Here is a 20,221-nt window from a genome sequence, read left to right as displayed (position 1 = left end):
ATACCTCTTGGTTCTGAATGTAACCCAGTCTTGGAGCCGGATCGCAGCGATGATGGGGTGGTGCATAAGCAATCTGCATGATGCACCTGACATTTTATGATTTTACCGACTTCAGCTGCTGGCGCAGTTTATCTCTCCAGAGTTATCAGTCTGGAGAGTGTTATGAACCCGATTGCGCACAAACGCTACGAAGTACGCCTTACATCGCCCCTGCCCATTGCCTTCATTCTGCTTTGGAGTTCCGGCTACATCGGCGGTGCGTTCGGTGTGCGTTATGGCGAGCCCTTCACCATGACGTTCTATCGGTTTGCCTTGGCTGCCCTGGTGTTTCTGGGGGTGGCGCTTGCGATAAAGGCTGAATGGCCGAGGCGGCTTGCACCTTACCTTCATGCGGTAGTCGCGGGCGTGCTCTTGCAGGCTCTGCAATTCGGCGGTCTCTACACCGGAATAAGTCAGGGCGTCCCCGCCGGGCAAGCTGCACTGATTGTCGGGTTGATGCCCATATTCGTCGTGATCGGCGCCTATTTCTGTTTGGGTGAGCAATTGAGCTGGCGCGACCTGCCAGGTTCGATTCTGGGTGTCGGAGGAGTGGTCATTGTTGTCGGCAACAGTTTTTCAGGCGCCGACGCACCAGTAGGCGGCTATGGCGCGGTGGGATTGGCGCTGTTGGGCATCACCCTCGGTACTCTTTATCAGAAGCGTTTTCTCGGTGGGGTCAATCTGTGGGTGGGGTGCTTCATTCAAATGGTTACTGCGTCGCTGGTCATGTTGATGCTGGCTTGCGCCGCTGAAACCATGCAGGTGACGCAGTGGATGCCTTTTATTGCCTCGGTGGCCTGGATTAGTTTGATGAATTCTGTAGGCGCACTGACGATATTGTATTTGATGATTCGGCGGGGAGAGGCGAGTAAAGCGACGAACTTATTTCATGTGATTCCGGCGGTTACGCAGATCATGGCGGCGTTAGTGTTGGGGGAGGTGCCGAGCGTAGTAGTGATTGTGGGGTTTATTGTTTCGGGGGGAGGAGTTTATTTGATGAATCATTCGCGAGCAAAATAAGCCTGAATTACTGAGTACCGCTTAGCAGGAGAATAACAATGAATAAAAACGAGATAAATAATAAAAATATATTGAGCGATAAAATTTGCCGATCAGGAGGAGGGTTGTATATCGATGGAGTTGATTGTTTAAATTTTGAGCCTTATGAAATTGATGGGCGAAAGGGCGTCTCAATATTTTACCTTTATGATGCGAGGCGCAATGGGGAAGGATCAGTGGCTGCACTGGTGCGTTATGACGGTGGCGCTCTAACGCCCAGGCATATACATCTGGGCTGGGAGTTGGTGCTGGTGGTCGATGGCGAACTTGTCGATGACAGAGGGCGACATACGATAGGTGCGCTCCAAGTGTACCCTCCTGGCTCTACCCACCAACTTTCGTCTCCTTCAGGATGCACGTTTTTAGTCGTCTGGGAGCAGCCGGTTCAGCCTGTGACGTGTCTGAATGCAGAGGCTGTAGCATGAAAGTTATTAGCGAGCGACGAGCGGCAGAGCTAATTGAAGATGGATGGACAGTTATCCCTGGGGGATTTGGTAGTTGTGGGCATCCTGATGGACTTACTCGAGCAATCGGCGATCGTTACAAGCGAGAGGGGCGGCCTCGTAAACTTAGTCTGCTCTTTGCCTCTGCTGCTGGAGATCTTGAAGAAAGGGGCTTAGACGTTTTGGCCCAGAGTGGGCTGGTGGATAAGGTAATTGGAGGGTTCTGGGGGCTTATTCCACGGCTGGGAAATATGGCGCGCCTAGGAGAGATAGAGGCCCATAATTGGCCGCAGGGGGTCATTAGTCAGCTTTTTCGCGCGATTGCGGCGAAAAAGCCTGGGGTGATTTCGAATATCGGCTTAAATACTTTCGTTGATCCTGATTATGAGGGAGGACGCTTAAATATGCGGGCGGCACGTGCGCTCGTTCAGAAAATTTTTATCAATGATAAGTCAATGCTTTTTTACCCTGCTATTAAGGTCGACTGTGCGTTGTTAAGAGGGACATCTTGTGATCCCTTGGGCAATATTTCGATGGAGCGGGAAGTGTCTCATAGTGACGCTCTAGCGCAGGCAATGGCAGTTAAAAACTGTGGTGGAATAGTGATTGTGCAGGTTGAAAGTTTAGTAGGTTTGCATGATATCGAGCCGCATGACGTCAAAGTCCCCGGACTATTGGTAGATTACGTGACAGTTTCGCGCCCTGGTGAGCATCCTCAAACTTACGGCGTGGCACATGACTCAGCGTTTACACGTCCGGGAGTGCTCACCCCTGGTACAAGGTCGATTTCGTGTGCAGAGAGAGTTATTGCTAGGAGAGCTTTGCAGGAAATTCAGCATCAAAATGCCCGAGTTATCAATCTCGGTATTGGTATACCGGTAGCTATTGCTCAGGCGGCTGAGGAGTTGGGCTGTGCGGAATCGATGAGCTTTACTGTTGAGTCCGGCGTTATAGGTGGCAGGCCAGCAGCTGGGCTGTCATTTGGTGCCAGCTATCGCCCACAGAGTATCATTGAACAGGCGGCTTTGTTTGATTTCTATGAAGGTGGCGGAATTGATGTAGCGTGCTTAGGCTTTGCTGAAATGGATAGCTTTGGCAATGTTAATGTCTCGAAGTTTGGTCAGAAGTTACAAGGTGCAGGTGGATTCATAAATATCTCTCAGTCCGCACGATGTATTATTTTTTGTGGCACTTTCACGGCGGTAGGGTTGGTCGTGAATATAAATAAGGGCCAAATCCGGATAGTTCGGGAAGGTCGTGTAAGTAAATTCGTTCGTCAGGTTTCACATTTAACTTTCAGTGGCGACCATTCTAAATCGTTAGGTCAGAGAGTCATATATGTAACGGAGCGAGCTGTTTTTGCATTGAGAGATAGGGTTGTTTATCTGGAAGAGGTCGCTCCCGGTATAAGTGTTGAGCGGGATATTATGCCGTTCATAGAGGGTGGGTTTGTAGTTTCAAGCAGCTGTAAGCTTATGTCTGAGGATTTGTTTTTTTTGTAACTGCATAGTGTCTAATTCTTTGAGTGGTTAGGTGTTTTGTGTTCGTAAGAAAATTATGTAGGAGGTTGTTATGTCAGGTGAGGTTATAACGATAATCGGTGGAGGTGCCTCAAGCGTCTCTTTTATTTACGCGTTTTTAAAAGGGCTGGCGAGACATGGATGTCATTCGAATCTATCGATTTTTTTGGTGGATAAGCAATCTCAATGTGGTCGAGGACTTGCGTATTCCGAGGACTGCGGTACAAATATCTTAAACACACGAGCCGAATTCATTTCGCCTTTCCCAGACCAGTCTGGGCATTTCTACAGATGGTTATTGGCTAATCGAGAAATTTGGGAAGATGATTTTCCTGATATTGAGCTATATCCGCATGCATTTCTACCCCGACCCTTATTTGGGCTATATCTTGCGCACATGCTTCAATGTCTCATTAAAAAAGCTGTAGAACTCGGTTGCCAGTTAATTGCAGTGCATGACGAAGTCGTTAATCTTAGTTTTTCGCATGATGGAAGGGTCGTAGTATCCACAAAGGGAAATCTATCTTTCCCTAGTGATCATGTAGTATTGAGTTGTGGTAATGCGCGCAGTCTGGAACACCGACACCTTGCTGGCGCTGAAGGTTTTTTCTCCAGCCCTTACCCTATCAAACGTCTATGCAGGCTGATTCAAAAGCAGGCGAGTGTTGCAATTGTCGGTTCAAGACTGAGTGCTATCGATGCGGTGATCGGACTTACTGCTAATGGCCATAAAGGGCCCATTACTATGCATTCGCGCACGGGAGCCTTGCCTAGTGTCAGAGGGACTCAGGGGCGTTATAAGCCGTCAATACTAACGCCGGAAACTGTTAGATCTTGTATTTCTCGAGCTGGGGTAGTGCGGCTTGAAGACGTACTTCGTTGGGCGATGCAGGAATTAGCCTTGGAGGGCAAGCCGATTGATGCTGATTGGTCGACAATGTGTTCACAAAGGCCGGCTTTGGAGTTTCTTGAGGCGGAAATAGCTGCTGCCCGTCACCCACGGTTTTGGCAGTCCGTTCTCTATTCCACGAATGCTGTGCTTGATCTAATCTGGTCTGCAATGCCAGATGAGGATAAGAAAAGATTCCTGGGTTATTCAAGTTGGTGGATGGCATACCGTGTTTCAATTCCGATTGAAAATGCTCTAAAAATCAAGTCTTTAGTCGAGTCTGGGCAGCTATCAATCATCAAGGGAGAGCTTCAGTCTATTGAATATAATGGGAGATTTACCTTGAAAGTAGCTAAGCAGTCGAAAAGATATTTTCGCGGTTATGACGCTGTTGTGGTTGCTACAGGTACCCCTCGCGATGTTACCAAGTTTGATAATCTTTTGGTGCAGAATATTATTCAGCAGGGAATTGGGTGTGTAGACCCATTCGGAGGGTTAAAGGTATCTGCTGAGTCGGGCGGATTGATAAATCAGTCAGGATGTGTGGATGACAGAATCACTGTTCTGGGAGAGCTAACGAGCGGTGCGTTCTTTTTTACTAGTGCTTTAGAGATTAATTCTCGCCATTCGACGCAACGTGCAGAGTATGTTTTGGCTAGATTGTCGCAAACCTCCAATGCGCATTTTCATTCGCTTAAAGCTCAATTGCTGGCATAAGATGACGGAAAAATCTCAAATTAAACATTTTTTGTATTTTTTACTCGTAAATTCAGTTTTTCCCTAGCCGAACAGCTAGTGGCGAGTGAGACGTTGATTTGCCAAAATTGGAATATTTATTTTGGTAGGTGTGCGTCATGAGAGTCAATCTTGATGTTCAGTCTTTGCGAAGTTTTATAAAAGTAAGCGAAACCAAAAGTTTTACGCGCGCAGCCGAAGCTTTAAGCCTCACTTAGCCTGCCATTAGCCAGCAGATCAAGCGATTAGAAGATTTGTTAGGTGTGGAGTTATTTGCAAGGGAAAATCGACAGGTGTTTTTGACGGTGGAAGGAGAGAAACTTTTCGGTTATGCCAAGGATATCGTTGTTTGTAACGATAAAATTGGTAGGCTTTTTGAAGTGGTTGAGAAAAGAGAAATAATTGTAATGGGTATGCCAGAGCATTTTTGTGAGGGGGTGCTCCCCAAAATTATTTCCAGCATGGCTGCTCACTTTCCTGCTATACAGCTGGTGGTAAAGGTCGCTAGGTCTGGTTTGCTAAGAGAGGCGGTAAATGAGGGCAAGATCGACCTATGCCTCGTGATAGATGAATTAAAAGAAACACATGAGCATCCTTGGCATACGTTATCGGTAAGGTGGTTTGCTGGTGAAAGCGCTGACTTGATCGATAACGTGCATAACGTTCCTCTCGCTTTGTTCAAGCCGCCCTGCGGGTTTCGTAGTCTGGCGATTCGGAGTCTAGAGGGCTGCGCTATCAAATGGCATTGTGTTTATGAGTCGGAGGATTTGATGTCGCTGAGGTCTGCAGTTCAGGCGGGAATTGGTATTACATTGCTACCTTTTATTGCGCATGTATCGGGTTTAAAAAGTCTAGAAAATTTCTCAAGTTTGCCGAAGTTACCTCAATTTGGAGTGATACCTAAAGAGCGAGCGGGTTGGAATCCTGTGTATAGGCGCGAGGTGCTTGAGTTGATTCGCTCAGTATGGATTTCAGAGTATGCCAATAGTAAGCAATGACTTAGAAAACACAAACCCCGACACTTGGCCGGGGTTTGTGATGCTGCTTTACAACCTTACTTCAACTTGGCAATCGCCGCGTTAAACGTGTTGCTCGGGCGCATGGCCTTGCTGGTCAGCTCAGGGTTCGGTGCGTAGTAGCCGCCGATGTCCACTGGCTTGCCCTGTACGGCATTGAGCTCGGCGACGATGGTCGCTTCGTTCGCAGCCAGGGTTTTGGCCAGTTCGCCGAACTGTGCTTGCAATGCCGTGTCTTCGGTCTGAGCGGCCAGGGCCTGGGCCCAGTACAGCGCCAGGTAGAAGTGGCTGCCGCGGTTGTCGATGTTGCCGACTTTGCGCGATGGCGACTTGTTGTTGTCCAGGAACTGACCGGTGGCCTGGTCCAGGGTCTTGGACAGTACCAGGGCCTTCGGGTTGTTGTAGGTGACGCCCAGGTGTTCGAGGGACGCGGCCAGGGCCAGGAATTCGCCCAGGGAGTCCCAGCGCAGGAAGTTTTCTTCCAGCAGTTGCTGTACGTGCTTCGGTGCAGAGCCGCCAGCGCCGGTTTCGAACAGGCCGCCGCCGTTCATCAGCGGCACGATGGACAGCATTTTGGCGCTGGTGCCCAGTTCCATGATTGGGAACAGGTCGGTCAGGTAGTCACGCAGGACGTTGCCGGTCACCGAGATGGTGTCCAGGCCCTTGCGGGTGCGTTCCAGGGTGAACTTCATCGCGTCGACCGGCGACATGATGCGGATGTCCAAACCTTCGGTGTTGTGGTCTTTCAGGTAGGCCTGAACTTTCTCGACCACCACGCCGTCGTGGGCGCGCTTAGGGTCCAGCCAGAAAATGGCAGGGGTGTTGCTGGCGCGGGCACGGTTGACGGCGAGCTTGACCCAGTCCTGGATCGGCGCGTCTTTGGTCTGGCACATGCGGAAGATGTCGCCAGCTTCGACGCTCTGTTCCATCAGCAGGTTGCCCTTGCTGTCGGTGACGCGGACCACGCCGTCAGCCTTGATCTGGAACGTCTTGTCGTGGGAACCGTACTCTTCGGCTTTCTTGGCCATCAGGCCAACGTTCGGCACGCTACCCATGGTGGTTGGGTCGAACGCGCCATGGGCCTTGCAGTCTTCGATGACGGCTTGGTAGATGGTGGCGTAGCAACGATCCGGGATCACAGCCTTGGTGTCGTGCAGCTGGCCGTCGGTGCCCCACATTTTGCCGGAGTCACGGATCATGGCCGGCATCGAGGCGTCGACGATCACGTCGCTCGGCACGTGCAGGTTGGTGATGCCCTTGTCCGAGTTGACCATCGCCAGGGAAGGGCGAGCGGCGTAGACGGCCTGGATGTCGGCTTCGATCTGCGCTTGTTGGTCGGCCGGCAGGGTCTTGATGCGAGCGTAAAGGTCGCCGATGCCGTTGTTCAGGTTGAAGCCGATCTGTTCCAGCACGGCGGCGTGCTTGGTCAGGGCGTCTTTATAGAACTCGGCAACGATCTGGCCGAACATGATCGGGTCGGAGACCTTCATCATGGTGGCTTTGAGGTGGACCGACAGCAATACGCCTTTTTGCTTGGCGTCTTCGATCTCGGCGGCGATGAACGAACGCAGGGCGTTCTTGCTCAGCACGGCGCTGTCGAGGATTTCGCCAGCCTGAACGGAAGTCTTTTCCTTCAGCACGGTGGCGGTGCCGTCTTTGGCAATCAGATCGATCTTCACGGCGTCAGCGGCTTCGATTTGTACGGCTTTTTCGCTGCCGTAGAAGTCGCCGTTGCTCATGTGAGCGACGTGGGACTTGGAGTCCGCCGCCCAGGCGCCCATTTTGTGCGGGTGCTTGCGTGCGTAGTTCTTGACCGACAGCGGAGCGCGGCGGTCGGAGTTGCCTTCGCGCAGTACCGGGTTTACGGCGCTGCCTTTGACCTTGTCGTAACGGGCACGGGTTTCTTTTTCCGCGTCGGTGGTTACGGTTTCCGGATAGTCCGGGAGGGCGTAGCCCTGAGCCTGCAATTCTTTGATCGCCGCCTGCAATTGAGGGGTCGAGGCGCTGATGTTAGGCAGTTTGATGATGTTGGCTTCAGGGGTTACGGCCAGGTCGCCCAGTTCGGCGAGGTGGTCCGGTACGGCCTTGTTACCCAGTTGCTCGGGGAAGCTTGCGAGGATGCGCCCGGCGAGGGAAATGTCGCGGGTTTCCACGGCAATATCAGCGGAAGCGGTGAAGGCCTCTACGATAGGCAGCAGTGAATAGGTGGCGAGGGCTGGAGCTTCGTCGGTGAAGGTGTAGATGATCTTCGAGCGGGTGGGCATATTCGGATTAACTCTCTTCTTTGCTGAAAGCGTGCGCAGAAACTCGAGATGCGCCGGGTGGAGCGCGTTCGTTCAAAGTCATCCATGAGCGAAATATCGAGGTTTCTTCGCGGTGATGTTGGGTTGCATCAGTCGAGCGTCAAGCGGGTGGACTATTGTAATAGTCCTGCTTTCTGGCGGAGGGCCCGGTTCTAGAGCGGTCTGCCGGCGTGACTCTTGGGTCAGCGGCGGCATTATACATAGGTCGCTATGCTTACGCTGAGCCTTCATACAAAAGGTGGGTCGTCCATTGGTCTAAAGGTCGCAGGTACTGGTTTACGCCTAAAGTCGCACGATGTGCTCAAGATTGGCGTTTTTCCCTTTGCTTTCAGGCTTGTAGGCGACAATTTATGCTGTTTTCGATGCAAATGAGCATGGCGCAAGGTTTCAGTCGCCATTTATCTGGAGTAGGCTCGAATGCAGCCAGATGTTCAATCCAACGATGGAGTTCAGCATGGGATACAAGAAGATTCAGGTTCCGGCAGTCGGCGACAAAATCACCGTCAACGCAGACCATTCTCTCAATGTTCCTGACCACCCGATCATCCCGTTCATCGAGGGTGACGGCATTGGCGTCGACATCAGCCCGGTGATGATCAAGGTAGTCGACGCAGCGGTTGCCAAGGCTTACGGCGGCAAGCGCAAGATTTCCTGGATGGAGGTCTATGCCGGCGAGAAAGCGACACAGGTTTACGACCAAGATACCTGGCTGCCTCAGGAAACCCTGGATGCAGTTAAGGACTACGTGGTGTCGATCAAGGGCCCGTTGACTACCCCGGTGGGTGGCGGTATCCGTTCGTTGAACGTTGCCCTGCGCCAGCAACTCGATCTGTATGTGTGCCTGCGCCCTGTGCGCTGGTTCGAAGGCGTGCCCAGCCCGGTGAAAAAGCCCGGCGATGTGGACATGACTATCTTCCGTGAGAACTCCGAAGATATTTACGCCGGTATCGAATGGAAGGCCGGTTCGCCGGAAGCGATCAAAGTGATCAAGTTCCTCAAGGAGGAAATGGGCGTCACTAAGATTCGCTTCGACCAGGACTGCGGGATTGGCGTCAAGCCGGTGTCCAAGGAAGGTACCCAGCGTCTGGCGCGTAAAGCCCTGCAATATGTCGTGGATAACGACCGTGACTCGCTGACCATCGTGCACAAAGGCAACATCATGAAGTTCACCGAAGGTGCCTTCAAAGAATGGGCCTACGAAGTGGCTGCGCAGGAGTTTGGCGCGACTCTGTTGGATGGCGGTCCTTGGATGCAGTTCAAGAACCCGAAAACCGGTAAGAACGTGGTGGTCAAAGATGCGATTGCTGACGCCATGCTCCAGCAGATACTGCTGCGTCCGGCCGAATATGACGTGATCGCGACCCTTAACCTCAACGGTGACTACCTGTCCGATGCCCTCGCGGCGGAGGTGGGCGGGATTGGTATCGCGCCAGGCGCCAACCTGTCCGACACCGTGGCGATGTTCGAAGCCACCCACGGCACAGCGCCCAAATATGCGGGCAAAGACCAGGTCAACCCAGGTTCGTTGATTCTGTCGGCGGAAATGATGTTGCGCCATATGGGCTGGACCGAAGCTGCGGACTTGATCATCAAGGGCACCAACGGGGCGATTTCGGCCAAGACCGTGACCTATGATTTCGAGCGCTTGATGGAGGGCGCGAAGCTGGTGTCGTCGTCAGGCTTTGGTGATGCTTTGATTTCGCATATGTAAGGCAGGCTAAAAAACGGCCATTCTGGTGAACCAGAATGGCCGTTTTTTTGCAGGCTATTTACCCAAATGCGATCAGGCCAGTTGCTTGTTTTCTTTAGAGGGCTGGTCTTTTTTGGGTTTTGTTTCGTGCGTAACGTCGTGTGCCGTCCCGGGAGCCGCCGCGCAGGCCGCACAAATTGCGACGGCATGCAGTCCCTTTGGCCCCTGAATGATTTCGAACTCCACACTTTGGCCTGCTTTCAGCGTCTTGTAGCCGTCCATGGTGATCGCTGAATAGTGCGCAAAAAGGTCCTCGCTTTTACCTTCTTCATTAATAAAGCCATATCCCTTGGCATTATTGAACCACTTGACCTTGCCTTTGATCTTGACGCCAGACATAACCCATTTCCTTCTGCACCAGACTCCATCACTGGAGTATCATCCAGTTTATCCGTCCTAACCCGAATAAATAAGGTTGACTGCGCGGACCTTTTTTACCCACTGTGGGTTCTATTGGTTGTAACACCGATTTGCCGATAGTCAAGGCGACCAATAGGTCAGAGTTGAAATTCTGACAGGTTGCCCCCACCACTGTATTGAACAACTGACGAACCTTTCTTTCCATGCATGCAATCAGCCAGATTCGACTAACATTCAATCAGGATCGACCGGATCACGAACACGATGACGACGGTTCTGCAGGCATTGCTGTTCAGGAGGCCAAGCCTGCCTTACAGGCGCCGCCGATGTACAAGGTGGTTTTGTTCAACGATGACTACACACCGATGGATTTCGTCGTCGAAGTGCTCGAGGTGTTTTTTAACCTGAACCGCGAGTTGGCGACCAAGGTAATGCTGGCCGTTCATACAGAAGGACGGGCAGTATGTGGAGTGTTTACCCGCGACATCGCCGAGACAAAGGCCATGCAGGTCAACCAGTACGCCAGGGAAAGCCAGCATCCGCTACTCTGTGAAATCGAGAAGGACGGTTAACGCCGACCACTTGGGTATGAGGTGAAGCTATGTTAAACCGCGAGCTCGAAGTCACCCTCAATCTTGCCTTCAAGGAGGCCCGCTCGAAGCGTCATGAATTCATGACCGTCGAGCACCTGCTGCTGGCACTTTTGGATAACGAAGCTGCCGCCACCGTTTTGCGTGCGTGCGGCGCCAATCTCGACAAACTCAAGCATGATCTGCAGGAGTTTATCGACTCCACCACGCCACTGATCCCCGTGCATGACGAGGACCGTGAAACCCAGCCTACTCTGGGCTTCCAGCGGGTATTGCAGCGTGCTGTGTTCCACGTACAGAGCTCCGGTAAGCGCGAAGTCACGGGCGCCAATGTGCTCGTGGCGATCTTCAGCGAACAGGAAAGCCAGGCTGTGTTTCTGCTCAAGCAGCAGAGCGTTGCCCGTATTGATGTCGTCAACTACATCGCCCACGGTATTTCCAAAGTGCCAGGGCACGGCGATCATTCCGAGGGTGAGCAGGATATGCAGGACGACGAGGGCGGTGAGTCTTCTTCTTCGGGCAATCCACTGGATGCCTATGCCAGCAACCTCAACGAACTGGCGCGCCAAGGGCGGATCGATCCGCTGGTGGGGCGTGAGCTTGAGGTCGAGCGGGTAGCGCAGATCCTCGCGCGCCGTCGCAAGAACAACCCCTTGCTGGTCGGCGAGGCAGGTGTAGGCAAGACTGCAATCGCCGAAGGCCTGGCCAAGCGTATTGTCGACAACCAGGTGCCGGATCTGCTCGCCAATAGCGTTGTTTACTCACTCGACTTGGGCGCGTTGCTCGCCGGTACCAAATACCGCGGCGACTTTGAGAAGCGCTTCAAGGCGTTGCTGGGCGAGCTGAAAAAACGTCCCCAGGCGATTCTGTTTATTGACGAAATCCATACCATCATCGGAGCTGGTGCGGCTTCCGGCGGGGTCATGGATGCTTCCAATTTACTCAAGCCGTTGCTGTCGTCAGGTGATATCCGCTGCATCGGTTCGACCACGTTCCAGGAATTTCGCGGGATCTTCGAGAAAGACCGCGCCTTGGCGCGTCGCTTCCAGAAGGTCGATGTGTCCGAGCCGTCGGTGGAAGACACCATCGGCATCCTGCGCGGGTTGAAAGGGCGTTTCGAATCGCACCATGGCATCGAGTACACCGACGAGGCGCTGCGTTCGGCTGCGGAGCTGGCATCGCGCTACATCAATGATCGACACATGCCGGATAAGGCGATCGATGTGATTGATGAGGCGGGCGCTTACCAGCGTCTCCAGCCGGTTGAGAAGCGTGTCAAGCGCATCGACGTGCCACAGGTCGAAGACATAGTGGCCAAGATTGCGCGGATTCCGCCAAAGCACGTCACCAGCTCCGACAAAGAGCTGCTGCGTAACTTGGAGCGTGACCTCAAGCTGACCGTGTTCGGCCAGGATGCGGCCATCGACTCGTTGTCCACCGCGATCAAGTTGTCGCGCGCGGGCCTCAAGTCGCCGGACAAGCCCGTCGGTTCGTTCCTGTTTGCTGGTCCTACCGGCGTCGGCAAGACCGAGGCGGCGCGGCAATTGGCCAAGGCCATGGGGATCGAATTGGTGCGCTTCGACATGTCCGAGTACATGGAGCGGCATACCGTGTCGCGTCTGATCGGTGCGCCTCCAGGCTATGTTGGCTTCGATCAGGGTGGTCTGCTGACCGAGGCGATCACCAAGCAGCCTCACTGCGTATTGTTGCTCGATGAAATCGAGAAGGCTCACCCGGAAGTCTTCAACCTGCTGCTACAGGTTATGGACCACGGGACCCTCACCGACAACAACGGGCGCAAGGCGGATTTCCGCAATGTGATCGTGATCATGACCACTAACGCCGGTGCCGAAACGGCTGCGCGGGCCTCGATTGGCTTCAGCCATCAGGATCACTCTTCCGATGCGATGGAAGTGATCAAGAAGAGCTTTACGCCAGAGTTCCGCAACCGTTTGGACACCATTATCCAGTTTGGTCGCCTCAGCCATGAGGTTATCAAGAGCGTGGTGGACAAGTTCCTTACCGAGCTTCAGGCGCAGCTGGAAGACAAGCGCGTGCAGTTGGAGGTGACGGACGCCGCACGCAGCTGGCTGGCAGAGGGTGGTTACGACGCGGCAATGGGCGCTCGTCCGATGGCGCGTCTGATCCAGGACAAGATCAAGCGGCCGCTGGCCGAAGAGATCCTGTTTGGCGAGTTGGCGGACCATGGCGGCGTGGTGCATATCGATCTGAAGGACGGCGAGTTGACCTTCGACTTCGAAACCACGGCGGAAATGGCCTGATCGTTCCGTACCCATGCAGAAGGCGCCGAAAGGCGCCTTTTTGCTGTCTGGAAAAGTAATTGCAAGAGCAATTAATTCCAGTGTGGGAGGTGTCAGCAAAATCCCGGGCACACAAAAACGCCCGGCATAACCGGGCGTTTTGTATTGACTTGCTTAGCGAGCGCGGTAAGTGATGCGCCCTTTGCTCAAGTCATAGGGCGTCAGCTCGACGCGCACTTTGTCACCGGTAAGAATACGAATGTAGTTCTTGCGCATCTTGCCGGAGATATGCGCGGTTACGACGTGCCCATTTTCCAACTCCACACGAAACATGGTGTTGGGCAGGGTGTCGACGACAGTGCCTTCCATTTCGAAGCTGTCTTCTTTCGACATGCAGTAAAGCCCTCGGTATCCAGTGAATGGCCCGGTGCAACTGCGCCAGGCAAAAGCGGCGTGCATTGTGCCCGAAAAAGGGTGTTTAAGCCAAGGGGTTCTAGTTAAGCGTGACCCATCTTTGATTAATCAGCAGCTCAATGGGCCGATATTGGGTCTTGTAGTTCATCTTTTTGCAGTTTTTGATCCAGTAGCCGAGGTACACCGCCTCCAGTTCCAAGCGCAGTGCTTCGCCAATCTGCCAGAGGATCGCAAACCGTCCCAGGCTGCGCCGTTCCTCGCCCGGCTCATAGAAGGTGTACACCGCCGACAGGCCATTAGGCAGCAGATCGGTTACCGCCACTGCCATCAGTTGCCCGTGTGCACGAAACTCATAGAATCGCGAGAACGGCAGATCGCGCACCAGAAAGGTCGAAAACTGGTCGCGACTGGGCGGGAACATATCGCCGTCGGCGTGGCGCTGTTCGATGTAGCGCTGGTAAAGATCGAAATACTCTTCGGTGAAGCGTGGCTTGGATGAGGTTACCGTCAGATCGGCGTTGCGCTTGAGGATGCGCTTTTGATTGCGGTCCGGCGTGAATTGCGCAACCGGGATGCGGGCCGGGACGCAGGCATTGCAGTTCTGGCAGTGAGGCCGGTACAGATGGTCGCCGCTGCGTCGAAAGCCCATTTCCGACAAGTCGGCGTACACATGCACGTCCATGGGCTGGCTGGGGTCGAGGAACAGCGTAGTCGCCTGCTCGTCGGGCAGATAGCTGCAAGAGTGAGCTTGAGTGGCATAAAACTTCAAGCGCGCCAGCTCGGTCATGATCAACCCTCGAAATAAGCTTTGAATAAGTGTAAGCCAGGTCAGCGCAAGTCGCTTAATAAACCCAGGGTCCGGTGTTGGGTCGGTCCAAGTGCTCACGCAGAAAGCCCGCGAACTCATGGCGCGGGATGGCGCGGGCGCCCAAGCTGTGCAAATGGTCGTTGGGCATCTGGCAGTCGATCAGCACGTAACCCCACGCCTGCAACTGGCGGGTGAGGGTGGCAAAACCGAATTTCGAGGCGTTATCGGCGCGGCTGAACATGGATTCGCCAAAAAACAGCTGGCCCATCGCTAGCCCGTATAGGCCGCCGACCAGCGTTTCGCCGTCCCACACCTCCACCGAGTGGGCATAGCCACGTTTGTGCAGTTCCACATAGGCACTCTGGATGCCTTCGGTGATCCAGGTGCTGTCGGCGTAAGCTCGCGGTGCGGCGCACGCTTGGATAACGGCGGCGAAGTCCTGGTCGAAGGTCACGGTATAGCGCTGCTGGCGCAACAGTTTGGCCAGGCTGCGGGATACGTGCAGCTCATCGGGGAATATCACGGTGCGCGGGTCCGGCGACCACCACAAAATGGGCTGGCCCTGCGAGAACCATGGGAAACAGCCATGACGATAGGCTTCAACCAAGCGCTCGGCCGATAGGTCGCCACCGGCGGCGAGCAGGCCATTGGGTTCGCGCATGGCCTTGGCCAGCGGCGGGAAGGTCAGTGAGTCGCGTTGTAGCCAGGTCAGCATGGGCATCCAGGTTTGCGGAAGGGGAGGGGAGTGACGGGCTTGGCGCCTGTCTCGGACAGGCTGATTATTGTCGACCCAACGCTGTGGGGCCAGCCCGAATCGGTTGTCAGGGTGGAACAGCCGGCGCAGGTGCCTCTGCAACTCTGTGTCATGGGTGTGGTCGTAATCGGGTCAGGCGCATGCAGGCCATTTGCCAAGCTTGCTTGGATTGGTAAAAACCGCGCATAAGCCTTTGTCAGCAAAGACAATGCATGCTCAAATTGAACATGCTGTCATACATTAATTGGGCGGGCTGTCGGGTAGGCGGCAATGGCGTGGCATCGCGGGCACAAATCCGTACAATGCGGCCATTGTGGCGGTATCGCCGTTTCGCCTGGCAATCGGCAGTGTTAAAAGTACTTTCTACCCGTTCGTTCATTTTTCAGCTGCCCGGATCCGGCAGTATTTTGCAGTCATTCAACAGATGGACGCGCTAAAAGGCGCAGGAAAAGACCCGTTTTGAAGAAATCCACCGCGACACCTAAAACAGTCGTGCCGGCCTGGCGTCAGCACCTGCATTATCGTCTCAAGGAAGGTGCGCTTATTGCGATCGGCGCTTTGTGCCTGTTCCTGATGATGGCCTTGCTCACCTATGGCAAGGACGATCCGGGCTGGAGCCACAATAGCAAGATCGATGACGTGCAGAACTTCGGCGGCCCCGTGGGCTCCTACAGCGCCGATATTCTGTTCATGGTGCTGGGTTACTTCGCCTATATCTTCCCCCTGCTGCTGGCGATCAAGACCTGGCAGATCTTCCGCCAGCGCCATGAGCCTTGGCAGTGGAGCGGCTGGCTGTTCTCGTGGCGTTTGATCGGCCTGGTGTTTCTGGTGTTGTCCGGCGCGGCTCTGGCCCATATCCACTTCCATGCGCCTACTGGCCTACCAGCAGGTGCGGGCGGTGCGCTGGGCGAAAGCCTCGGCGACCTGGCGCGCAAGACCCTGAATATCCAGGGCAGCACCTTGATGTTTATCGCGCTGTTCCTGTTCGGCCTTACAGTGTTCACCGACCTGTCATGGTTCAAGGTGATGGACGTGACCGGCAAGATCACCCTCGATCTGCTTGAACTGTTCCAGGGCGCCGCCAACCGCTGGTGGGCCGCCCGGGTGGAGCGCAAGCGCATGGTGGCCCAACTGCGCGAGGTGGATACCCGTGTCAACGAGGTGGTCGCCCCGAGCACGCCGGATCGGCGTGAGCAGGCCAAGGTCAAGGAGCGCCTGATCGAGCGCGAGCAGGCCCTGAGCAAGCACATGTCGGATCGCGAGAAGCAGGTGCCACCGGTGATCGCCCCGGCACCGCCCAAGGCTCCCGAGCCGAGCCATCGCGTACAGAAAGAGAAGCAGGCCCCGTTGTTTATCGACAGCGCGGTCGAAGGCACCTTGCCACCTATCTCGATCCTCGACCCCGCCGAAAAGAAACAACTCAACTATTCCCCAGAGTCCCTGGCGGCCGTTGGCCATCTGCTGGAAATCAAACTCAAGGAATTCGGCGTAGAAGTGTCGGTGGACTCCATTCACCCCGGCCCGGTGATCACCCGTTACGAAATCCAGCCCGCTGCTGGCGTCAAGGTCAGTCGCATCGCCAACCTGGCCAAGGACTTGGCGCGTTCGCTGGCTGTAACCAGCGTGCGCGTGGTGGAAGTGATCCCCGGTAAAACCACCGTGGGTATCGAGATTCCCAATGAAGACCGCCAGATCGTGCGCTTCTCCGAAGTACTGTCGACTCCCGAGTACGACAACTTCAAATCGCCGGTCACCCTGGCTCTTGGCCATGACATCGGCGGCAAGCCGGTGATTACCGACCTGGCGAAAATGCCCCACTTGCTGGTGGCCGGTACCACCGGTTCCGGTAAGTCGGTGGGCGTGAACGCCATGATCCTATCGATTCTGTTCAAGTCCGGCCCGGAAGACGCCAAGCTGATCATGATCGACCCGAAGATGCTCGAACTGTCGATCTACGAAGGCATTCCGCACCTGTTGTGTCCCGTGGTCACCGACATGAAGGACGCCGCCAACGCCCTGCGCTGGAGCGTGGCCGAGATGGAGCGCCGCTACAAATTGATGGCGAAGATGGGCGTGCGCAATCTTTCGGGCTTCAATGCCAAGATCAAGGAGGCCCAGGAGCGCGGCGAGACCATTCCGGACCCGCTGTACAAACGCGAGAACATCCACGACGAAGCGCCGATACTGACCAAGCTGCCGACCATTGTCGTAGTGGTGGACGAATTCGCCGACATGATGATGATCGTCGGCAAGAAGGTCGAAGAACTGATCGCGCGTATCGCCCAGAAGGCTCGTGCGGCCGGTATTCACCTGATCCTCGCGACCCAGCGTCCGTCGGTGGACGTGATCACCGGTCTGATCAAGGCCAACATCCCGACCCGCATGGCGTTCCAGGTGTCGAGCAAGATCGACTCGCGGACCATCATCGACCAGGGTGGCGCCGAACAACTGCTGGGCCACGGTGACATGCTCTACATGCCGCCGGGCACCAGCCTGCCGATCCGTGTTCACGGTGCGTTCGTTTCCGATGATGAAGTTCACCGCGTGGTGGAAGCCTGGAAGCTGCGTGGCGCCCCCGAGTACAACGACGACATCCTCAACGGCGTGGAAGAGGCCGGCAGCGGCTTCGAGAACGGCGGCGGGGGTGGTGACGACGATGCCGAAACCGATGCGCTGTACGACGAAGCCGTGGCCTTTGTGCTGGAGAGCCGTCGTGCCTCGATCTCCGCGGTGCAGCGTAAGCTGAAGATCGGCTACAACCGTGCCGCCCGCATGATCGAAGCCATGGAAATGGCCGGCGTGGTGACCGCAATGAACACCAACGGCTCGCGCGAAGTCATTGCCCCCGGGCAAATGCGCGACTGACCTCGCGCCGCATGGCAGCATGCGGCGTGCCCTGCTTACTCAATGAGGATTCCCATGCGTCTTATCCGCATGCTGTTGTTGCCGGCCCTGGCCCTGACCGCTGTTTCGGCCCACGCCGACCCGGCCTCCGTCAAAAGCCTGACCAACCTGCTGGACAAATCCAAGACCCTGACCGCGCGCTTTTCGCAACTGACCCTGGATGCCGGCGGCACTCATCTGCAGGAAACCGCAGGGGAAATGGCGGTGCAGCGTCCAGGGCTGTTCTACTGGCACACCGAGGGCAAGGCCGAGCAGACCATCGTGTCCGATGGCCAGAAAGTCACGTTGTGGGACCCGGACTTGGAGCAAGCGACCATCAAGAAGCTCGACCCGCGCCTGAACCAGACTCCCGCGCTGCTGTTGTCGGGCGATGTGTCGAAAATCAGCGACAGCTTCGACATCACCTCCAAGCAAACCAGCAACGTGATCGAGTTCACCCTCAAGCCTAAGTCCAAGGACACGCTGTTTGACACACTGTCCTTGTCGTTCGGCAATGGCGTGATCAATAACATGCGCCTGATCGACAGCGTCGGCCAGCGCACCGATATCCTGTTCTCCGGGGTCAAGGCCAACGAGCCGGTGCCGGCGTCCAAGTTCAAGTTCGACATCCCCAAGGGTGCCGACGTGATTCAGGAATAATCTGCCCCGAGGTTTCAAACGCTGCCCATGGATTTGTTTCGAAGTGACCCGATTGCCCAGCCCTTGGCCGCGCGCCTGCGCTCGACCAACCTGGATGAGTACGTCGGTCAAGAACACCTGCTCGCACGCGGCAAGCCCCTGCGCGAAGCCCTGGAGCAGGGGGCGCTGCACTCGATGATCTTCTGGGGGCCGCCAGGCGTGGGCAAGACCACCCTGGCTCGCCTGTTGGCGAAGGTCTCGGATGCGCATTTCGAAACGGTCTCGGCGGTGCTCGCAGGGGTCAAGGAGATCCGCCAGGCCGTTGAAGTGGCCAAGCAGCAGGCCGGTCAGTATGGCAAGCGCACCATTTTGTTCGTCGATGAAGTGCACCGCTTCAACAAGTCGCAGCAAGATGCGTTTTTGCCGTATGTCGAAGACGGCACGCTGATTTTTATCGGTGCCACCACCGAAAACCCCTCATTTGAGCTTAACAACGCGTTGCTGTCGCGGGCGCGAGTCTACGTGCTCAAAAGCCTCGATGAAGCAGCGATGCAAAAGCTACTGCATCGCGCCTTGAGCGAGGACAAGGGGCTGGGCAAGCGTCGGCTGAGCGTTGGCGACGAAGCCTTCAAGATTTTGCTCACGGCCGCAGACGGCGACGGCCGCCGCTTTCTCAATCTGCTGGAAAACGCCTCGGACCTGGCCGAAGACGGCAGCGAAATCGGTGTCGACCTGTTGCAAAGCCTGCTCGGTGACACACGCCGGCGTTTCGACAAGGGCGGCGAAGCGTTTTACGACCAGATTTCGGCGTTGCACAAATCCGTACGCGGCTCCAACCCGGACGGTGCGTTGTATTGGTTCGCGCGCATGATCGACGGTGGCTGCGACCCCCTGTACCTGGCCCGCCGCGTGGTACGCATGGCCAGCGAAGACATCGGCAACGCCGACCCGCGGGCTTTGAGCCTGTGCCTGGCGGCCTGGGATGTGCAGGAGCGCCTCGGCAGCCCGGAAGGCGAGTTGGCGGTGGCCCAGGCCATCACCTACCTGGCCTGCGCGCCAAAAAGCAATGCGGTGTATATGGGCTTCAAATCCGCCCTGCGCGCGGCCGCCGAGTACGGCTCCCTGGAAGTGCCGCTGCACCTGCGCAATGCGCCGACCAAGCTGATGAAACAACTGGGCTACGGTGACGAATACCGTTATGCCCACGATGAGCCGGACGCCTACGCTGCCGGCGAAGATTATTTTCCCGACGCCCTGGAGCCTCAGCCGTTCTACCAGCCAGTGCCGCGCGGCCTGGAGCTGAAGATCGGCGAAAAGCTCAACCACCTCGCGCAACTCGATCGCCTCAGCCCCAAACAGCGGAGAAAGTAGTGCTCAAGACAATTCTTGCCGTGTCCATGGCCGGCATCGCTGGTACATTATTGCGTTTCGCCACCGGCACCTGGGTCAGCGCCAACTGGCCGAAGCATTTTTATGCGGCGACCTTGGCGGTCAACCTGGTGGGCTGTTTGATTATCGGGCTGTTGTACGGCTGGTTCCTGTTGCGCCCGGAAGTGCCGATTGAGATTCGTGCTGGCTTGATTGTCGGCTTTGTAGGTGGTCTGACGACCTTTTCATCCTTTTCACTGGATACGCTGCGCTTGCTGGAAAGCGGGCAGGCCCTTGTCGCCTTCGGGTACCTGGGTATCAGCGTGTTCGGCGGGCTGCTCGCCACCTGGGCTGGCCTGTCCCTGACCAAACTTTGATAAACGAGAGACC

17 protein-coding genes and 1 pseudogene are annotated in these 20,221 nt (G+C 55.5%); 13 read left to right on the top strand and 5 right to left on the bottom strand.

Annotated elements, in window-relative coordinates; genetic code table 11:
- Nucleotides 1-162 precede the first annotated feature (162 nt).
- The 6 genes and pseudogenes from FIV35_RS22735 to FIV35_RS22715 all read left to right on the top strand — a co-directional run bounded on the left by FIV35_RS22735 (nt 163) and on the right by FIV35_RS22715 (nt 5,683).
- Nucleotides 163-1,059 carry a DMT family transporter gene (locus tag FIV35_RS22735; protein ID WP_034138580.1) on the top strand — a complete coding sequence of 299 codons (897 nt, stop codon included), beginning with the start codon at nt 163-165 and terminating at the stop codon, nt 1,057-1,059.
- A gap of 38 nt (nt 1,060-1,097) precedes the next feature.
- Nucleotides 1,098-1,523 carry a cupin domain-containing protein gene (locus tag FIV35_RS22730; protein WP_080761458.1) on the top strand — a complete coding sequence of 142 codons (426 nt, stop codon included), beginning with the start codon at nt 1,098-1,100 and terminating at the stop codon, nt 1,521-1,523.
- Entirely contained in the window at nt 1,520-3,043 is a 1,524-nt protein-coding gene (locus FIV35_RS22725; protein ID WP_034138579.1) for an acyl CoA:acetate/3-ketoacid CoA transferase, read from the top strand. Before FIV35_RS22730 ends, FIV35_RS22725 begins: the two co-directional genes overlap by 4 nt.
- A 70-nt stretch (nt 3,044-3,113) precedes the next feature.
- Nucleotides 3,114-4,667, top strand: coding sequence for an FAD/NAD(P)-binding protein (locus FIV35_RS22720; protein WP_080761456.1), 1,554 nt, complete (start codon nt 3,114-3,116; stop codon nt 4,665-4,667).
- Between the two features lie 137 nt (nt 4,668-4,804).
- A pseudogene (locus FIV35_RS30170) lies at nt 4,805-4,990 on the top strand (LysR family transcriptional regulator); the annotation flags it as partial.
- 102 nt (nt 4,991-5,092) lie between these two features.
- Nucleotides 5,093-5,683, top strand: a complete 591-nt coding sequence (locus FIV35_RS22715; protein ID WP_346266248.1) for a LysR family transcriptional regulator substrate-binding protein — start codon at nt 5,093-5,095, stop codon at nt 5,681-5,683.
- Between the two features lie 56 nt (nt 5,684-5,739).
- Here FIV35_RS22715 and FIV35_RS22710 read toward each other — a convergent pair whose 3' ends face one another.
- Complete coding sequence (locus tag FIV35_RS22710) at nt 5,740-7,965, bottom strand: NADP-dependent isocitrate dehydrogenase (protein WP_034138576.1); 2,226 nt, start codon at nt 7,963-7,965, stop codon at nt 5,740-5,742.
- A gap of 493 nt (nt 7,966-8,458) precedes the next feature.
- Between FIV35_RS22710 and icd the strand changes: the two genes are divergently transcribed.
- Nucleotides 8,459-9,715, top strand: a complete 1,257-nt coding sequence (gene icd / locus FIV35_RS22705; protein ID WP_034098676.1) for an NADP-dependent isocitrate dehydrogenase — start codon at nt 8,459-8,461, stop codon at nt 9,713-9,715.
- A 72-nt stretch (nt 9,716-9,787) separates the two neighbouring features.
- Here icd and cspD read toward each other — a convergent pair whose 3' ends face one another.
- Nucleotides 9,788-10,093, bottom strand: coding sequence for a cold shock domain-containing protein CspD (gene cspD / locus FIV35_RS22700; protein WP_034138575.1), 306 nt, complete (start codon nt 10,091-10,093; stop codon nt 9,788-9,790).
- 224 nt (nt 10,094-10,317) lie between these two features.
- Between cspD and clpS the strand changes: the two genes are divergently transcribed.
- Together clpS and clpA are read left to right on the top strand one after the other, a co-directional pair.
- A complete protein-coding gene (clpS, locus tag FIV35_RS22695; protein WP_010567912.1) occupies nt 10,318-10,686 on the top strand; it encodes an ATP-dependent Clp protease adapter ClpS in 369 nt (122 codons plus the stop codon).
- A gap of 29 nt (nt 10,687-10,715) precedes the next feature.
- Entirely contained in the window at nt 10,716-12,986 is a 2,271-nt protein-coding gene (clpA, locus tag FIV35_RS22690) for an ATP-dependent Clp protease ATP-binding subunit ClpA (protein WP_034098673.1), read from the top strand.
- Nucleotides 12,987-13,139: 153 nt separating this feature from the next.
- On the opposite strand, the gene infA is transcribed toward clpA, so the two are convergent.
- The 3 genes from infA to aat form a co-directional block, all read right to left on the bottom strand.
- Nucleotides 13,140-13,358, bottom strand: coding sequence for a translation initiation factor IF-1 (infA, locus tag FIV35_RS22685; protein ID WP_002553999.1), 219 nt, complete (start codon nt 13,356-13,358; stop codon nt 13,140-13,142).
- Between the two features lie 100 nt (nt 13,359-13,458).
- Nucleotides 13,459-14,166: an arginyltransferase gene (locus FIV35_RS22680; protein WP_034098670.1), complete on the bottom strand. Its 708-nt coding sequence runs from the start codon at nt 14,164-14,166 to the stop codon at nt 13,459-13,461.
- Between the two features lie 55 nt (nt 14,167-14,221).
- Nucleotides 14,222-14,902 carry a leucyl/phenylalanyl-tRNA--protein transferase gene (gene aat, locus FIV35_RS22675; RefSeq protein WP_034138574.1) on the bottom strand — a complete coding sequence of 227 codons (681 nt, stop codon included), beginning with the start codon at nt 14,900-14,902 and terminating at the stop codon, nt 14,222-14,224.
- 498 nt (nt 14,903-15,400) lie between these two features.
- Here aat and FIV35_RS22670 point away from each other — a divergent pair, with 498 nt between their 5' ends.
- From FIV35_RS22670 to crcB, 4 genes are read left to right on the top strand one after another with little or no spacing between them, the layout of a single operon-like run.
- A complete protein-coding gene (locus tag FIV35_RS22670; RefSeq protein WP_034138573.1) occupies nt 15,401-17,806 on the top strand; it encodes a DNA translocase FtsK in 2,406 nt (801 codons plus the stop codon).
- 54 nt (nt 17,807-17,860) lie between these two features.
- A complete protein-coding gene (gene lolA / locus FIV35_RS22665) occupies nt 17,861-18,484 on the top strand; it encodes an outer membrane lipoprotein periplasmic chaperone LolA (protein ID WP_034098665.1) in 624 nt (207 codons plus the stop codon).
- Nucleotides 18,485-18,511: 27 nt separating this feature from the next.
- On the top strand, nt 18,512-19,834 hold the full coding sequence (locus tag FIV35_RS22660; RefSeq protein WP_034098663.1) for a replication-associated recombination protein A: 1,323 nt from the start codon (nt 18,512-18,514) through the stop codon (nt 19,832-19,834).
- On the top strand, nt 19,834-20,208 hold the full coding sequence (crcB, locus tag FIV35_RS22655) for a fluoride efflux transporter CrcB (RefSeq protein WP_034138572.1): 375 nt from the start codon (nt 19,834-19,836) through the stop codon (nt 20,206-20,208). Before FIV35_RS22660 ends, crcB begins: the two co-directional genes overlap by 1 nt.
- The last annotated feature ends 13 nt before the right edge of the window (nt 20,209-20,221 follow it).

It is taken from the genome of Pseudomonas rhodesiae (genome assembly GCF_007858255.1).
In the GTDB taxonomy this organism is placed as follows: domain Bacteria; phylum Pseudomonadota; class Gammaproteobacteria; order Pseudomonadales; family Pseudomonadaceae; genus Aquipseudomonas; species Aquipseudomonas rhodesiae.
Note: the sequence above shows the minus strand (reverse complement) of the source record. Positions and strands in the feature narration are given on the sequence as shown.

Bases quoted from the DNA above. Each gene is read 5' to 3' on its own strand.
- FIV35_RS22725 (WP_034138579.1), top strand. From the start codon at position 1,520: ATGAAAGTTATTAGCGAGCGACGAGCGGCAGAGCTAATTGAAGATGGA.
- FIV35_RS22735 (WP_034138580.1), top strand. From the start codon at position 163: ATGAACCCGATTGCGCACAAACGCTACGAAGTACGCCTTACATCGCCC.
- clpA (WP_034098673.1), top strand. From the start codon at position 10,716: ATGTTAAACCGCGAGCTCGAAGTCACCCTCAATCTTGCCTTCAAGGAG.
- FIV35_RS22680 (WP_034098670.1), bottom strand. From the start codon at position 14,166: ATGACCGAGCTGGCGCGCTTGAAGTTTTATGCCACTCAAGCTCACTCT.
- FIV35_RS22715 (WP_346266248.1), top strand. From the start codon at position 5,093: ATGGGTATGCCAGAGCATTTTTGTGAGGGGGTGCTCCCCAAAATTATT.
- FIV35_RS22660 (WP_034098663.1), top strand. From the start codon at position 18,512: ATGGATTTGTTTCGAAGTGACCCGATTGCCCAGCCCTTGGCCGCGCGC.
- cspD (WP_034138575.1), bottom strand. From the start codon at position 10,093: ATGTCTGGCGTCAAGATCAAAGGCAAGGTCAAGTGGTTCAATAATGCC.
- FIV35_RS22720 (WP_080761456.1), top strand. From the start codon at position 3,114: ATGTCAGGTGAGGTTATAACGATAATCGGTGGAGGTGCCTCAAGCGTC.
- clpS (WP_010567912.1), top strand. From the start codon at position 10,318: ATGCATGCAATCAGCCAGATTCGACTAACATTCAATCAGGATCGACCG.
- aat (WP_034138574.1), bottom strand. From the start codon at position 14,902: ATGCTGACCTGGCTACAACGCGACTCACTGACCTTCCCGCCGCTGGCC.
- infA (WP_002553999.1), bottom strand. From the start codon at position 13,358: ATGTCGAAAGAAGACAGCTTCGAAATGGAAGGCACTGTCGTCGACACC.
- icd (WP_034098676.1), top strand. From the start codon at position 8,459: ATGGGATACAAGAAGATTCAGGTTCCGGCAGTCGGCGACAAAATCACC.
- FIV35_RS22730 (WP_080761458.1), top strand. From the start codon at position 1,098: ATGAATAAAAACGAGATAAATAATAAAAATATATTGAGCGATAAAATT.
- lolA (WP_034098665.1), top strand. From the start codon at position 17,861: ATGCGTCTTATCCGCATGCTGTTGTTGCCGGCCCTGGCCCTGACCGCT.
- FIV35_RS22710 (WP_034138576.1), bottom strand. From the start codon at position 7,965: ATGCCCACCCGCTCGAAGATCATCTACACCTTCACCGACGAAGCTCCA.